Raw genomic sequence first — 14,673 nt, 5'->3', positions numbered from 1 at the left:
CTCCAGGGAGGGGGCCGATACGTGCGCCACCGTTCTAGCGCACGCACGGGCGATACCCATCGCAAGGCCCGCTTCACGCCACCCCAACGCCCCATAGCCCCCTGCTATACTCGGCGGCTTGCACGGTTTGAGGGGTGTTTCCCATGCTTAACGACATCAAGAACGATGCCCAGACCCGCATGGGCAAGAGCATCGACTCGCTCAGGCACACCTTGACGCGCTTGCGCACAGGTCGCGCCAGCACCGCGCTGGTCGATGGCATCAAAGTGCCGTACTACGGCTCGGACATGCCGCTGAATCAGGTGGCCAACGTCGCGCTGGGTGATTCGCGCTCTATCATCATTACCCCGTTCGAGAAGACTCTCGTCGCCCCGATCGAGAAAGCCATCATGGCGTCGGACATCGGCATCACGCCGAACACCGCCGGCACCACCATCCGCCTGAACATGCCGCCGCTCACCGAAGAGCGTCGCCGCGAGCTGGCCAAGCACGTAGCGCATGAAGGCGAAGAAGCCAAGATCGCCATCCGCAACGTGCGTCGCGACGCCATGCAGCAGGTCAAGGATCTGCTCAAGGACAAGGCGATCACCGAGGATGATGAGCGCCGCGCCGAGGACGAGATCCAGAAGCTCACCGACCGTTTCGTCAAGGACGTAGACGGCGTGGTGAAGAACAAGGAAGAGGAGCTGATGGCGCTTTGAGCGCCATCGGGCCTCAGCCTCCCATGACCAGCGCCGACCTCGCGCGGGTACCGCGCCACGTCGCCATCGTGATGGATGGCAACGGTCGCTGGGCAAAGCTTCGCCACCGACCGCGCACGTTCGGCCATAACGCCGGACGCAAGGCCGTACGCAACGTGGTCGAGGGCTGCCTGCGCCAGGACGTCAAGGTACTCACTCTCTTCGCGTTCTCGAGCGAGAACTGGCTGCGCCCGGAACAAGAAGTCGGTGCGCTGATGGAGCTATTCGTTCGCGCTCTGGACAAGGAAGTGGACGAGCTGCATGGCAACGGCGTGCGCCTGCGCTTCGTCGGTGACTTGGCCAGCTTCGAGCCCGGCCTGCGTCAGCGCATGATGGCCGCCATGGCGCGCACCGCTGGCAACGATGCACTGCACCTCAACATCGCCGTGAGCTACGGCGGGCGCTGGGACATCGTGCAGGCGGCACGCAAGGCTGCAGAAGCGGTGGCGCGCGGCGAATTGCGTGCCGATGAGATCGACGAGCAACTGCTTGGTCGTTGGATGTGCCTGGCCGACTTGCCACCACTGGATCTTTTCATCCGGACCGGCGGCGAGTGCCGCGTCAGCAACTTCCTTTTGTGGCAGCTTGCTTACGCGGAACTGCACTTTACCGATACCCTGTGGCCTGATTTCGACGAGGCTTGCCTGAAGAGCGCCATCGAAGATTACGCACGCCGCGAACGCCGTTTCGGCAAGACCGGCGAACAAGTCGCCAAGAAGGCCTGATGGCTCGCTCCATGTCTGCACAAGGACACCCATGCTGCTCCAGCGCACCCTGACCGCACTGCTGCTTGCTCCGCTGGTGATCCTACTGATCCTGCTGGCGCCAACAAGCGTCTTCGCAGTGATCATCGCCATCGCGTTCCTGGCCGCCATGTGGGAGTGGACCCGCCTCTCTGGCCTCAAGCAAACCCTTCCACGCGTCGTACTTCTAGTCCTTACGGCCGCGGCGTTCGCGCTTTGCTGGCTGGCGCAGGGCGGCATCGCATGGCCCATTCTGATTGGCGTCGGCGTCGGCTGGTGGCTCGTGGTCTGCCAGTGGCTGCGTCACTTCGCGTTCGGCGCGGCACCTACGCGCGAAAATCACCTGATGAAGCTGGGCGCGGGCTTCCTTGTGATCGTTCCGGCATGGGTCGCTGTAGTGACGATCCACAGTTCGGCCGCGCAGGGCAACTGGTGGACCCTGCTGGCCCTCTTCATCGTGTGGGCGGCCGATATTGGCGCGTATTTCAGTGGCCGCCAGTTCGGTCGCCGCAAGCTGGCGCCCACCATCAGCCCCGGCAAGACCTGGGCCGGCGTGTACGGTGCTTTTGTCGCCGGCGCCATCGTTGCCGGCGCGGGCGGCATGATGCTCGGCGTTTCCGGCGGCAAACTGGTCGGCCTGCTGGTGCTGTCGGTGTTTGCCGTGATTGCTTCCGTCGTGGGCGACCTGCTCGAAAGCCTGATGAAGCGACACGCCGCCGTGAAGGATTCCGGCAACCTCTTCCCCGGCCATGGCGGCCTGCTTGATCGCCTCGACAGCGTCTTTGCAGCTATGCCCGTCTTTGCCGCCGGCATGCTGCTGCTCGGTCTATGAGCCAGCCGCCGCGCAAGGTTGCGGTGCTAGGCGCCACCGGCTCGATCGGTGGCAGCACGCTCGACGTCATCGCCCGCCACCCCGATCGCTTCCGCGCCACCGTACTCACGGCGCACAGCAACGTGGCGGCACTGGCCGACTTGTGCATCCGCTTCCAGCCTGACCTCGCCGTCATCGCCGATCCGGCACTGGAAAGCGAGCTGTCTCGTCGCCTCGTCGCAGCGGGCGTACGCTGCGATATCGCCAGCGGGCACGATGCTGTCACGCAGGCAGTATCCGGCACGCTGTGCGACACGGTGGTGGCCGCCATCGTAGGCGCCGCCGGGCTGGATTCCACCCTGGCCGCCGCACGCACCGGCAAGCGCCTGCTGCTTGCCAACAAAGAATCCATCGTGATGGCTGGCACGTTGCTACTCGACGCGTTGGCAGTAGGTGGCGGCGAGCTGATTCCGGTGGATTCGGAACACAACGCCATCTTCCAGTGCCTACCTGGTGGCCGCTCGCCACTCGCAGCCAGCGGCGTACGCCGCCTTATCCTGACCGCCTCCGGCGGGCCGTTCCGCGGCCGCACCCGCGCGGAACTGGCCGGCGTCACACCCGAACAGGCATGCAAGCACCCGAACTGGGTGATGGGGCGCAAGATTTCGGTGGACTCGGCCACGCTGATGAACAAGGGCCTGGAGGTCATTGAGGCGCACCACCTGTTCGGCGCAGCGCCCGACCTCATCGACGTGCTGGTGCACCCGCAAAGCCTCGTGCATTCGCTGGTCGAATACGTCGACGGATCGGTCCTGGCCCAGCTGGGCAACCCGGACATGCGCACGGCCATCGCCCATGCGCTCGCGTGGCCCACACGCATCGAAGCGGGCGTGGCTCCGCTGGACCTGGCTGCCAACGCACCACTTTCCTTTCAGCAGCCGGACCTGGATACATTCCGCTGCCTCGCGCTGGCCTTCCAGGCGCTGCGAGCCGGTGGTGACGCCACCGCCATCCTTAACGCCGCCAACGAAGTCGCCGTAGAGGCATTTCTGGCTGGCAGCCTGCCCTTCCTCGGCATTGCCGATCTCGTCGAGAGCGTACTTACGGAACTGCCGCCGCAACCTGTGGTCGATGTCCAGACCCTGAATGAACGCGACCGGACGGCCCGCGAGGCCGCCCGCCGCATCCTTCGCAACGCCTGCTGACAAGCCTGATAAGCTCTCACCGATGAATAGTGTATTTGGCTCAGTGTTTTGGTTACTCGTCACGCTCGGCGTGCTGGTGACTTTTCACGAATTCGGACACTACTGGGTAGCACGGCGCTGCGGCGTCAAGGTGCTGCGCTTCTCTGTGGGCTTCGGTAAAGCCATCTGGAAGCGCATCGGCAAGGATGGCACCGAGTACCAGGTCGCCATGATCCCGCTCGGCGGCTACGTGAAGATGCTCGACGCCCGCGAAGGTGAGATCGATCCCGCGCTAGCCGGCCAAGAATTCACCGGCAAGCCGGTCTGGCAGCGCATCGCCATCGTGGCGGCGGGCCCCGGCTTCAACCTGGTCTTTACCCTCTTCGCTTTCTGGCTGATGTTTCTGGTGGGCAAGCCGGACGTCGCGCCTGTCATTTCTGCCGTTCCGCAGACCATGGCCGCCGAAGCCGGCGTGCGTACCGGTGACCGCATCCTCAGCGTGAATGGCCACGCCGTGGAAACGTGGAGCGACTCCATGGACGCGGTGGCCAACGCCCTGCTCGGCCGCGATCCGCTGCCCATGCAGGTGCGCGGCACGGACGGCGGTACGCGCAATCTTGTGCTACCCCTCAACCAGCTGCCCGCCGGGCAGGACATCGGCCAGTACCTGGACAAGCTCGGCTTGAAGCTCGCGCCCTCGCCAGCCGTCATCGACGACGTCCTGCCGGGCAAACCTGCTTCGCAGGGCGGCGTGCAGGATGGCGACCGCATCGTCAGCCTCAATGGCGTTGCCATCGGCAGCTTCGAAGAATTCCAGCGACTGGTGCCGCAGGAAGCCGCCAAGTCGCCCACGCTGGCCATCACGGTGGAACGTGCTGGCAAGACCATCCCCCTGTCCGTCACGGCCCGTATGGAGTCCCTGGAAGGCCAGCCGAGTAATTGGGTGATCGGCGTGAAGTTTGCCGAGCGCGAACAGGCCATCCTGCGCTACGGGCCGCTCAAGGCCATGAGCGCCTCGCTGGAAACGACTTGGAATAGCGCCGCCTCCACCTTCAACATGATCGGCAAGATGCTGACCGGGCAGGCTTCGACCAAGAACCTTTCCGGCGTGATCGGCATCGCCCAAGTGGCCAATGCCTCGGCCAGCATGGGCGTCGGTTGGTTCTTCAGTTTCCTTGCGATGGTCTCGTTGAGTCTTGCGATTCTCAACCTGATGCCGATCCCCGTCTTGGACGGCGGTTGGCTGCTGTATTACCTTATTGAGTTGGTCAAGGGCAGCCCCGTCAGCGAACGCACCATGATGGCCGGTCAGTATGTCGGCCTAGTCATGCTGTTTACGTTGATGGGATTGGCTTTCTACAACGACATCCACCGCTTCCTGCCTGCGTGACGCGTGCCGGCTTTGACGAAAGTCGCGCGCGATGTCCGAGGGACAGGCGTATCTGCAGCGTGCGCACTCGATGCGCTTGCGGCAGAAACGTGGCGATGGTTCACCCTGCGCATCTGGGGACGATGCAAGCACCCTTTCAAGGCTGGGCTTGTCCTGGCTTCACGTATTGATCGGGGCGGTCTAGGCCGCCTCATCGGAACAAACCAACGGAATCGACGATGAAGCGTATCGCCGCCCTGATCCTGCTTGCCTCACTATCCGCCAATGTCCTCGCGTTCGAGCCGTTTGTCGTTTCCGATATCCGTATCGATGGCCTCAGCCGCATTTCAGCCGGTACGGTACTCAACTACCTGCCGGTGAATCGTGGCGACCGCCTGACCAACGACGCTGCTCAGCGTGCCATTCGCGCGTTGTACCAAACCAAGTTCTTCAGTGACGTGGAGATCGACCGCGAAGGTGACATCATGGTCATCAAGGTGGTCGAGCGCCCGTCCATCGCCAAGCTGAGCCTGCGCGGCAATAAGGACATCAAAGAAGAAGATCTCCGCAAGGGTCTGAAGGAGATCGGCCTGTCCGAAGGCGAGACCTTCGACCGCCTGTCGCTGGACCGCGTGCAGCAGGAACTGGTACGCCAGTACTACAACCGCGGCAAGTACAACGTGTCGGTCGACCCGCACGTGACCCAGCTTGATCGCAACCGCGTCGCCGTCGATATCGAGATCCGCGAAGGCAAGGTCGCCAAGATCAAGGAAATCAACATCGTCGGCAACAAGGCGTTCACCGACAAGGAGATTCGCTCGGGTTTTGAATCGAACACTCCTGGCTGGCTGTCCTGGTATTCGAAGGACGATCAGTACTCGCGTGAAAAGCTCTCCGGCGACCTGGAGAAGCTGCAGTCCTATTACATGGACCGCGGCTACGCCGACTTTGGCGTCGACTCCACGCAGGTGACGATCGCCCCGGACAAGCGCTCGATGTACATCGCCGCCAGCGTCAAGGAAGGCGATATCTACACCATTTCCGACGTTCACCTGCTCGGCGAGCTGGTCCTCCCCGAGGACTCGCTGCATCAGCTGGTGTACGTGCACAAGGGCGACACCTTCAACCGCAAGGCGATTGAGGCGAGCACCAACTCGATCAAGAACATCCTGGCGAGCATCGGCTATGCGTTCGCCAAGGTGACGCCAGTGCCGAAGCTGGACAAGGACAAGCGCACCGTCGACCTGACGCTCTACATCGAGCCGGGCAAGCGCGTGTATGTGCGCCGTGTGATCTTCCAGGGCAACACCCGCACGGAAGACGACGTGATGCGCCGCGAAATGCGCCAGCTGGAAGGCAGCTGGTTCTCGCAGCCGGCCATCGACCGCTCCAAGATCCGCCTGCAGCGCCTGGGCTACTTCAAGACGGTCAACATCGACAAGGCGCTGGTGCCGGGCACCGAAGACCAGGTCGACCTGACCGCGAAGGTGGAAGAGCAGTCCGCCGGCAGCCTGATGTTCGGTGTGGGCTATTCGCAGTACTCGGGCATCATCCTGTCCGCGTCGGTGTCGCAGAACAACTTCATGGGCACCGGTGACAGCTTCACCGTGGGCGCATCGCGCAGCGACTACTCCACCAGCATCAACGCGAGCTATTTCAACCCGTATCTCACCGATAGCGGCGTGGGTATCGGCTATAACGCCGGTTACACCAAGAGCAACTACGGCGATACCAACAGCGACTTCGTGAACTACGAAAGTTCGATGAAGTCGTTCTCCAGCTTCCTGAGCTTCCCGATTTCCGAAACGGACAATATCCGCGCGGGCCTGGGCCTCAGCAGCAACAAGATCAACCTCAGCTACCAGTACCTGACCACCGACTCGAACGGCAACACGGTCACGCAGACGGCCAACTACTCGCCGCAGATTCTGATCGACTACCAGAACGCGCTGGGCCACCAGACCATCCATACCTGGGATGCCACGCTGGGCTGGAACCACGACACGCGTAACGGTTACTGGGCGCCCACTCGCGGCGGCCTGATCTCGCTGTCTACCGATATCGCCCTGCCCGGTTCGACCGTGCAGTACTACAAGATCATGGGCGAGGCGAATCACTACTGGCCGATCGGCAAGGGCTTCGTGCTGTACGTGGACGGTCAGGTCGGCTACGGCAAGACCTACGGCCAGACCTTCGACAACAGCAGCGACGACGGCATCTACCAGGCGGGCCAGAAGATCACCTTCCCGTTCTGGGAGAACTTCTACTCCGGCGGCGTGCGCGACGTGCGCGGTTTCCAGGACAACACCCTGGGTCCTCGCGTCTGCGTGGGCACCACGACCAATGCTGCGGGCAAACAGGTACCGATCACCCCGCTGTCCGACGGCACCTGCCCAGGCAGCGTGTACAGCTATGCACAGCCGCTGGGTGGCGCGTTCAAGGTGCTAGGTACGGCTGAGCTGTATCTGCCGCTGCCGTTCCTCAAGGACATCAACACCGCTCGCGTGTCGTGGTTTGTGGACGTCGGCAACGCCTATACCGACTACCAGAGCTTCACCGCCAAGACGCTGCGCGTCTCCACGGGTCTGTCGTTGCATTGGCAGGCGCCCATCGGCCCGCTGATCATCAACTTCGCCGTGCCGCTGCGCACCCAGGCGGACGATGGTCACTACGAAGAGCGCATCCAGTTCACCTTCGGCAGCCAGTTCTGACGAGCTGACCACCCAAGGGGTAACACAGCAGAAGGCGCGGCCATGCCGCGCCTTCTTTTATGGTGGCAACCATCCCTGGGGGCCACTCTTAGGGCCATCTTTTGATGCCTCCGCCGAGGCGACCTACAATGGTCTGATTGCAGGGAGCTGACATGAGCGTTTTTCAAACCACCGTATCCGAGCTGGCCGAGCGCTTCGGTCTCGTCAGCCATGGCGACGGCTCCCGCGTCATCGATGGCGTGGGCACGCTGGCCGGCGCCAGCCCGAGCCAGCTGAGCTTCCTTTCCAACAGCAAATACGCATCGCAGCTGACGGCTACCAGCGCTGGCGTAGTGGTCATGCGTGAGGAAAACGTCGCGGACAGCCCGGTGGCCGCCCTGGTGGCCCACGACCCTTATGTGGCCTACGCCAAAATCGCCGCCTTGTTCGAGCGCCATTCCGCTTCGCCGCAGGGCATCCACCCCACGGCGGTGGTGGCACCGGGCGCCCAAGTGGCGCCGACCGCCAGCATTGGCCCCGGCTGCGTGATCGAGGACGGTGCCGTCATCGAGGATGGCGCCATTCTCGGCCCGCACTGCATCATCGGCCCCGAATGCACGATTGGCGCGCAGTGCCGCCTGGTGGCGCGCGTGACCCTGGTCATCCGCGTGACGCTGGGTAAGCGCGTGCTGGTGCATCCGGGCGCCGTGATCGGCTCGGATGGCTTTGGCCTCGCCTTCGATCGCGACCACTGGATCAAGTTGCCGCAATTGGGCGGCGTGCGCATCGGCGACGATTGTGAAATCGGCGCCAACACCACCATCGACCGCGGCGCGCTGGACGACACCGTCCTCGAGGAAGATGTCCGCCTCGACAACCAGATCCAGATCGCCCACAACGTGTATATCGGCGCCCACACGGCCATGGCAGGCTGCTCCGCCGTGGCTGGCAGCGCCAAGATCGGCCGTTATTGCATGATCGGCGGCAACGCCGGCGTGCTCGGCCATCTGGAGCTGGCGGACCGCGTTAACATTACCGCCAAGAGCCTGGTCACGCATTCCATCCGCGAGCCGGGTGAATACTCCTCGGGCGCACCGCTGCAGGAAAGTCGCCAATGGCGGCGCAACGCAGCCCGATTCAAGCATCTCGATGAATACGTGCGCCGGCTCTCGGCGCTGGAGAAGGACAGCAATAATGAGTGACCTGACCGTGCCCTTCCATCTGCCCGTGAACGTGGAAACGATCCAGCAGCTGCTGCCGCATCGCTATCCGTTCCTGCTGGTCGACCGCCTGATCGAACTGGTGCCGGACAAGAGTGCCGTGGCCATCAAGAACGTGACGATGAACGAGCCGTTCTTCCAGGGTCACTTCCCCGGCCATCCGGTGATGCCGGGTGTGTTGATCGTGGAAGCGATGGCACAGGCAGCCGGCCTGCTGACGCAGATCTCCAGCCGCCTGAAGGGCACCACGGGTAGCCCGCTGTTCTACCTCGCCAAGGTGGACAACGCGCGCTTTAACGCCCCCGTGGTACCGGGTGATCAGCTGCGCCTGGAAGTCGAGCTCAAGCGCCTGCTGCGCAGCATGGGCCTGTTCGAGGCACGCACCATCGTCGACGGCAAGGTCGTGGCCAGCTGCGAACTGATGTGCGCCGCGAGGTCCGACAAATGATCCATCCCACTGCGCAGATCGATCCTACCGCGGTCGTCGCCAGCGGCGTCAGCATCGGCGCGTACTCCGTGATCGGCGCCGACGTGCATATCGGCGAAGGTACGGTGATCGGCCCGCATGTGGTGATCCAGGGCCCCACGCGCATTGGTCGTGACAACCGCATCAGCCAGTTCGCCTCGCTGGGTGGCGATCCGCAGGACAAGAAGTTCAGCGGTGAGCACACCGAACTGCTGATTGGCGACCGCAACCTGATCCGCGAGTACGTCACCATCAATCGCGGCACCGGCGACGGCGGCGGCGTGACCCAGGTTGGCAACGACAACCTGATTCTTGCCTACGTCCACATCGCGCACGACTGCAAGATCGGCAACAACACGGTGTTCTCCAACTACTCCGCGCTGGCCGGCCATGTGGAGATCGGTGACTGGGTGGTGATGGCGGGATTCTCCGGCGCCCATCAGTTCTGCAAGATTGGTGCGCACGCCTTCATCGGCATGGGTTGCCTGCTTGGTTCCGACGTGCCGCCGTTCGTGACAATGGCCAACGAGCAGCGCGGCCGCCCGCGCGGCATCAACAGCGAAGGCCTTAAGCGCCGCGGTTTCGACACGGCGCGCATCTCGGCCATCAAGCGCGCCTATCGCACGCTGTACATGGCAGGACTGACCCTGGCCGACGCGCGCGAACAGCTCAGCGTGCAGGCCAACGACAGTGAAGACGTGCGCGCGATGCTCGAGTTCATCGACAGCAGCGAGCGCTCGCTGGCGCGTTGATATGTGCGCAGCACATATCAACGAATCAGGCACGCGCTCTGGCTCTGACGGCTGACGTAACGATATGTCCATAACAGATGCGACAGTCAGAACGCCGACCATCGCCATCATCGCCGGCGAAGATTCGGGCGATCAGCTTGGCGCGGACCTGATAGCGGCGCTGCAACGCCGCTATCCGTTGGCGCATTTCGTCGGCATCGGCGGCGCGCGCATGCAGGCCGCGGGCTTCGACTCCTGGTACGACATCAAGGAGCTGTCGCTGTTCGGCTTTGCCGAGGTGGTGTCTCACCTGCCCCGCCTGCTCAAACTGCGCAAGGAGTTACTTGCGCGCCTCGCGGCGGCAAAGCCCGACGTGGTGGTTGGCATCGATGCACCCGATTTCAACCTGGGTGTCGAAAAGCGCCTGCGCGAAGCCGGCATCCGTACCGTGCACTACGTCAGCCCGTCGGTCTGGGCATGGCGCGAGAAGCGGGCGGAAAAGATCGGACGCAGCGCTGACCGCGTGCTATGCCTGTTCCCGATGGAGCCCGCCATCTATGCCCGGCACGGTATCGATGCGCGCTTCGTTGGTCATCCGCTGGCCGACCGCTTCGCGCTGGTGTCCGACCGCATCGGTGCGCGCGATTTCCTTGGCATTCCACAGAACGTACCCGTGCTTGCGGTACTGCCGGGCAGTCGTGGCTCCGAAATCAAACAGCTGGGCACGGCCTTCATCCAGGCAGCGCGCAAGGTCGCCGCGCAGTTGCCAGGTCTTCGCATCATCGTTCCTGCTGCCAACGAGCGCGTGCATGCGACATTAAAAGAACTCGTCGGCACCAGCGAAGATGAGAGCACGCCGCAACTCATCGATGGCCACGCGCACGAAGCCATGCTCGCGGCCGACGTGGTATTGCTCGCCTCCGGCACGGCGACGCTCGAAGCCATGCTCGCCAAGCGCCCTATGGTGGTCGGCTACCGCGTGTCTCCGGTGAGCTACCGCATCGCCAAGGTGCTCAACATGCTCAAGACAGACGTCTATTCGTTGCCGAACATCCTGGCGCGGGCGAGCGGCATGGGCGACGACATCGTGTTGGTTCCCGAACTCATGCAGGACGACTTCACGGTCGACAAGCTCGCCGAGGCAACGTTGTCGCTATTCCACGACAGCGAGCGGCGCGGTGCCATCGTCGCCGCTTTCGAACAATTGCATCTGGCGCTACGGGGTGATCTGGAAGGCCATGCAGGCGATCTCGCGGCCGATGCCATCGCCGAAATGATCGAGGCGCACCATGGCTGAGGCGAAGGTCAATCGACGCACCGCGAACGCGGCCGCCACGGTGTTGGAAACACGCTTTATCGCCGGCGTGGACGAAGCGGGCCGCGGGCCGCTGGCCGGCCCTGTCGCGGTCGCCGCGGTCATCCTCGATCCTGCACGCCCTATCGAGGGGCTCAACGATTCGAAGAAGCTCACCGAGCAGAAGCGCGAGGCGCTCTATCCGCTGATCGTCGAGCGCGCGCTAGCACACAGTATCGTGATGGTGATGTCCGACGAGATCGACCGGATCAACATCTACCAAGCCACCATGACTGGCATGTGCCGCGCGCTGTTGGGCCTGACGCCGGCGGCGCACGAGGCATGGATCGATGGCAATGCGTTGCCTCGCGATCTGCCATGCGCGGGCCGCGCCATCATCGGCGGCGACGCACTGGAACCAGCGATCAGCGCCGCGTCGATTCTCGCCAAGGTAACGCGAGACCGATGGATGGTGGAGCTTGACCGTGAACACCCCGGCTACGGTTTCGCCGAGCACAAAGGCTACGGCACGCCGGCACACTTGTCCGCCCTGAAGCGCCTGGGTCCCTGCCCGCACCATCGCCGTAGTTTTGCGCCGGTGAAGATCCTGGTGGACCAGGGCGTGCTGTTCTGAGATAGACGTCCGGATCACGGCCGCTGCGTCGCATCGGCGAAGCAATCGCAGGGCCAATACGCACGCCGAAAGGCATGCCTAATGGCCGGCGTCACCCGCGTGCAACAGCGCTAATCTAAGCTTGAATCCATGGAACAGCGCTCGGCCCCGCGCCATTGGCTAGTGCAACCTTTCGGGCCGCCGCTGCATCCCAATGGATAGGAAAGCGAAGCCACCGGGTCCGGTGCGCTTCCGTCAGGCAGGGACGAAGGCCCCATGCACGTCTCCCCACCGCATGGGATTGAAGACTCCAACCAAGCGCGCATTCGACCGCGGGAGTCCGTCATGAGCACCATCCGCCGCCCGAACGACCCGTCCACACCCAACAGCCACCCGGACGTCATGCCTTTATCGCAGCTCACCCCTGACGAGATGGCAGACACCGCAAATGCCGAACTCCGGCATGTCGACTACGACCGGCATCCGCTCCGGGTACAGGGGCTGGATCACTACATCGATCATCCGCAAAGCGCGGAGCGCTTCCACATCTGGTAAGACGCAGCGCTGGCGACGGTGGCGTGCCATCGTCGCCGCGATGCTGGCGATCAGCCACCCACACGCAAACGGCTGTTGCGATAGCCGTAGCCGATGTAGATGAGCATGCCGACCGTGGTCCAGCCGGCCAGCAGCATCCAGTTACCCCTGTTCATCTGCGCCAGCAGGAACAGGCAGACGACGACGCCCAAGGGGCACACCACCGATGCGGCGGGCACACGGAAACCGCGCGGCAGATCCGGGCGCGTGCGGCGCAGCACCAGCACGCCGATGCACACCGTGGCGAACGCCAGCAGCGTGCCCATCGACAGCAGGTCACCCAGCAGGCTCAGCGGGAACACCGCCGCCAGCAGGCCGCCGATGACACCAACCAGCACCGTCGTGCGATGTGGCGTACGGAAGCGGTCATGCACAGCGCCGAACATGCGCGGCAGCAGGCCGTCACCCGCCATCGTGTAGAGGATGCGTGCCAAGCCCATGTGCATCACCAGGATCACCGAGGTCAGGCCCGCCACTGCGCCTATCTGCGTCAGCACTTTCAGCCATGCCAGCGCTGGATGCGCGGCCAGCGCCGTCGCTACTGGCTCCGCCGTGGCCAGTTGCGCATACGGCACAAGTCCGGTCAGCACCGCCGCCACCACGATGTAGAGCACCGTGCAGATGGCCAACGAGATCAGGATGCCGGCCGGCACGTTCTGCTGGGGGTTGCGCGTTTCCTGCGCTGCCGTTGCCACCGCGTCGAAACCGATATAGGCGTAGAACACGCTGGTTGCAGCACGGAACACACCGGCCCAGCCATAGTGGTCGCCTCCCTGGCTCGCCGGCACGTACGGATGCCACAACGAGGTGTCGATGTACTGCAGGCCGAACACCACAAACAGAATCACCACCAGCACCTTGAGCACCACGACCACGCTGGCGAACAGCGTCGACTGACGCGTGCCGGCGTAGAGCAACGTGGTGATCGCCGCCACCACCAGCAGGGCCGGCAAGTTCATCCAGGCTCCGGTGACCACGAAGTGACCATCCTTGAACGCCAGCGGCGCATTCGCCAGCACCGCCGGTACATCGACGCCGATGCTGTGCAGCAGGCCCACTCCGTAACCGGACCAACCCACGGCCACCGACGACACCGCCAGCAGGTACTCAGCCACCACGTTCCAGCCGATGAACCACGCCAGCAATTCGCCAAAGGTGGCGTAGGCGTAGACATAGGCACTGCCCGAGACCGGCAGCATGGCGGCGAACTCCGCATAGCTCAGTGCCGCCAACGCGGCAGCCAGGCCGGCCAGCACGAATGAAATGGTCAGGGCCGGACCGGCATGTTCGGCAGCCGCCTGCCCGGTAATGACGAAAATACCGGCGCCGATCACCGCTCCCACGCCCAGGACGATCAGGTCCTTCAGGCCCAGCGTGCGCCGCATGTTGTCGCTGGCGGCAAGCGAGGCCTCGATGGGTTTGACGGTGAACAGCGAGCGGATCAGTGACATCGGTGTTTTCCGGGCAGCGTCAGGGCTGCCGTCCAGGGTGAAAGCACCGGACCATGACAGCCCCAGCCGCTCCCTGCAACCACCGCTCGTCCGCCCGCCCTCGGCCGGCGGGACGGACGCCGCGTTCGCTATGCTGGCCCGGTCAAGGAGAGGACCGATGAGACGCTCTGTTCGAAGCATGCTGGCCGTACTGGCCCTGATAACGGCCACCCTGGGTCACGCCCGTCCTGAGGTAGGCGCCATCCCTTCAGACGAACTCGGCCGTGATCGCGACGGACACGACGTGCGTGTGTCCGGCCTGCGCGGCAAGGTGGTCGTCGTGTCGTTCTGGGCGTCGTGGTGCGGCTACTGCCGCAAGGAGCTGCCGGTACTCGCCGCACTCCAGAAACTCAAAGGCACCGCCGACCTGCAAGTCATCGGCGTGAACCATGACGACACCTACGAGGCATTCAAAGACCTCCGCAACCGCTGGAAGAGCCTCGACATCATCCTGACCTATGACCCGCCGGACGGACGCATCGGCAAGCCTTACGACATTAAGACGTTGCCCTTCATGGTGATGATCGGGCGAGATGGGCGTATCGCCCACGTCTACACGGGTTATGACGAAAACATGCTCGACACCATCATGTCGGACGTGGACGATCTGCTCGCACAGCCGGCGCCGGGAGCAACGGCAGCTACCGTCCCCCCTCCGGCATCCTCCTGATCCAGCGCGAAAAAGTCACGCCGGAGGCAATGTCAATTCTTGCCCGGTCCGGGCCGCG

Annotated in this window: 14 protein-coding genes; 13 read left to right on the top strand and 1 reads right to left on the bottom strand. The window is 63.7% G+C overall.

Annotation, left to right across the window (positions count from 1 at the left end):
* Positions 1-143 precede the first annotated feature (143 nt).
* The 12 genes from frr to DYST_RS21705 all read left to right on the top strand — a co-directional run bounded on the left by frr (position 144) and on the right by DYST_RS21705 (position 12,416).
* Positions 144-701: a ribosome recycling factor gene (frr, locus tag DYST_RS21760; RefSeq protein WP_102303924.1), complete on the top strand. Its 558-nt coding sequence runs from the start codon at positions 144-146 to the stop codon at positions 699-701.
* Between the two features lie 23 nt (positions 702-724).
* Positions 725-1,465, top strand: coding sequence for a polyprenyl diphosphate synthase (gene uppS, locus DYST_RS21755; protein WP_102303923.1), 741 nt, complete (start codon positions 725-727; stop codon positions 1,463-1,465).
* 31 nt (positions 1,466-1,496) lie between these two features.
* Positions 1,497-2,315: a phosphatidate cytidylyltransferase gene (locus DYST_RS21750; protein ID WP_239948347.1), complete on the top strand. Its 819-nt coding sequence runs from the start codon at positions 1,497-1,499 to the stop codon at positions 2,313-2,315.
* The gene (locus DYST_RS21745; protein ID WP_239948340.1) at positions 2,312-3,499 is read left to right on the top strand and encodes a 1-deoxy-D-xylulose-5-phosphate reductoisomerase; all 1,188 of its coding nucleotides are present in this window, start codon (positions 2,312-2,314) and stop codon (positions 3,497-3,499) included. Before DYST_RS21750 ends, DYST_RS21745 begins: the two co-directional genes overlap by 4 nt.
* A 22-nt stretch (positions 3,500-3,521) precedes the next feature.
* Entirely contained in the window at positions 3,522-4,868 is a 1,347-nt protein-coding gene (rseP, locus tag DYST_RS21740) for an RIP metalloprotease RseP (protein ID WP_239948338.1), read from the top strand.
* A gap of 218 nt (positions 4,869-5,086) precedes the next feature.
* Positions 5,087-7,558, top strand: coding sequence for an outer membrane protein assembly factor BamA (bamA, locus tag DYST_RS21735; RefSeq protein WP_239948322.1), 2,472 nt, complete (start codon positions 5,087-5,089; stop codon positions 7,556-7,558).
* A 152-nt stretch (positions 7,559-7,710) separates the two neighbouring features.
* Entirely contained in the window at positions 7,711-8,739 is a 1,029-nt protein-coding gene (lpxD, locus tag DYST_RS21730) for a UDP-3-O-(3-hydroxymyristoyl)glucosamine N-acyltransferase (protein WP_102303918.1), read from the top strand.
* Positions 8,732-9,205 (top strand): 3-hydroxyacyl-ACP dehydratase FabZ, encoded by a 474-nt coding sequence (gene fabZ / locus DYST_RS21725; RefSeq protein WP_083337560.1) that lies wholly within the window; start codon positions 8,732-8,734, stop codon positions 9,203-9,205. The genes lpxD and fabZ overlap by 8 nt, the downstream gene beginning before the upstream one ends.
* Entirely contained in the window at positions 9,202-9,975 is a 774-nt protein-coding gene (gene lpxA, locus DYST_RS21720) for an acyl-ACP--UDP-N-acetylglucosamine O-acyltransferase (RefSeq protein WP_239948321.1), read from the top strand. The genes fabZ and lpxA overlap by 4 nt, the downstream gene beginning before the upstream one ends.
* A 64-nt stretch (positions 9,976-10,039) precedes the next feature.
* Complete coding sequence (lpxB, locus tag DYST_RS21715; RefSeq protein WP_239948320.1) at positions 10,040-11,251, top strand: lipid-A-disaccharide synthase; 1,212 nt, start codon at positions 10,040-10,042, stop codon at positions 11,249-11,251.
* Positions 11,244-11,882, top strand: a complete 639-nt coding sequence (rnhB, locus tag DYST_RS21710) for a ribonuclease HII (RefSeq protein WP_239948319.1) — start codon at positions 11,244-11,246, stop codon at positions 11,880-11,882. The genes lpxB and rnhB overlap by 8 nt, the downstream gene beginning before the upstream one ends.
* A gap of 324 nt (positions 11,883-12,206) precedes the next feature.
* Positions 12,207-12,416 (top strand): hypothetical protein, encoded by a 210-nt coding sequence (locus tag DYST_RS21705; protein WP_102303915.1) that lies wholly within the window; start codon positions 12,207-12,209, stop codon positions 12,414-12,416.
* A gap of 50 nt (positions 12,417-12,466) precedes the next feature.
* On the opposite strand, the gene DYST_RS21700 is transcribed toward DYST_RS21705, so the two are convergent.
* Positions 12,467-13,900 carry an amino acid permease gene (locus tag DYST_RS21700; RefSeq protein WP_428993999.1) on the bottom strand — a complete coding sequence of 478 codons (1,434 nt, stop codon included), beginning with the start codon at positions 13,898-13,900 and terminating at the stop codon, positions 12,467-12,469.
* A gap of 163 nt (positions 13,901-14,063) precedes the next feature.
* On the opposite strand from DYST_RS21700, the gene DYST_RS21695 reads away from it, so the two are divergent.
* On the top strand, positions 14,064-14,615 hold the full coding sequence (locus DYST_RS21695; RefSeq protein ID WP_239948311.1) for a TlpA disulfide reductase family protein: 552 nt from the start codon (positions 14,064-14,066) through the stop codon (positions 14,613-14,615).
* Positions 14,616-14,673: the final 58 nt, after the last annotated feature.

It is taken from the genome of Dyella terrae, from assembly GCF_022394535.1.
Lineage (GTDB): Bacteria > Pseudomonadota > Gammaproteobacteria > Xanthomonadales > Rhodanobacteraceae > Dyella.
The sequence above is the reverse complement of the archived record's forward strand: the minus strand, read 5'-3'. Positions and strand labels throughout refer to the sequence as shown.

What these genes read in the sequence shown, in the direction of transcription:
- frr (WP_102303924.1), top strand. Translation starts at nt 144, where the DNA reads ATGCTTAACGACATCAAGAACGATGCCCAGACCCGCATGGGCAAGAGC.
- uppS (WP_102303923.1), top strand. Translation starts at nt 725, where the DNA reads ATGACCAGCGCCGACCTCGCGCGGGTACCGCGCCACGTCGCCATCGTG.
- DYST_RS21750 (WP_239948347.1), top strand. Translation starts at nt 1,497, where the DNA reads ATGCTGCTCCAGCGCACCCTGACCGCACTGCTGCTTGCTCCGCTGGTG.
- DYST_RS21745 (WP_239948340.1), top strand. Translation starts at nt 2,312, where the DNA reads ATGAGCCAGCCGCCGCGCAAGGTTGCGGTGCTAGGCGCCACCGGCTCG.
- rseP (WP_239948338.1), top strand. Translation starts at nt 3,522, where the DNA reads ATGAATAGTGTATTTGGCTCAGTGTTTTGGTTACTCGTCACGCTCGGC.
- bamA (WP_239948322.1), top strand. Translation starts at nt 5,087, where the DNA reads ATGAAGCGTATCGCCGCCCTGATCCTGCTTGCCTCACTATCCGCCAAT.
- lpxD (WP_102303918.1), top strand. Translation starts at nt 7,711, where the DNA reads ATGAGCGTTTTTCAAACCACCGTATCCGAGCTGGCCGAGCGCTTCGGT.
- fabZ (WP_083337560.1), top strand. Translation starts at nt 8,732, where the DNA reads ATGAGTGACCTGACCGTGCCCTTCCATCTGCCCGTGAACGTGGAAACG.
- lpxA (WP_239948321.1), top strand. Translation starts at nt 9,202, where the DNA reads ATGATCCATCCCACTGCGCAGATCGATCCTACCGCGGTCGTCGCCAGC.
- lpxB (WP_239948320.1), top strand. Translation starts at nt 10,040, where the DNA reads ATGTCCATAACAGATGCGACAGTCAGAACGCCGACCATCGCCATCATC.
- rnhB (WP_239948319.1), top strand. Translation starts at nt 11,244, where the DNA reads ATGGCTGAGGCGAAGGTCAATCGACGCACCGCGAACGCGGCCGCCACG.
- DYST_RS21705 (WP_102303915.1), top strand. Translation starts at nt 12,207, where the DNA reads ATGAGCACCATCCGCCGCCCGAACGACCCGTCCACACCCAACAGCCAC.
- DYST_RS21695 (WP_239948311.1), top strand. Translation starts at nt 14,064, where the DNA reads ATGAGACGCTCTGTTCGAAGCATGCTGGCCGTACTGGCCCTGATAACG.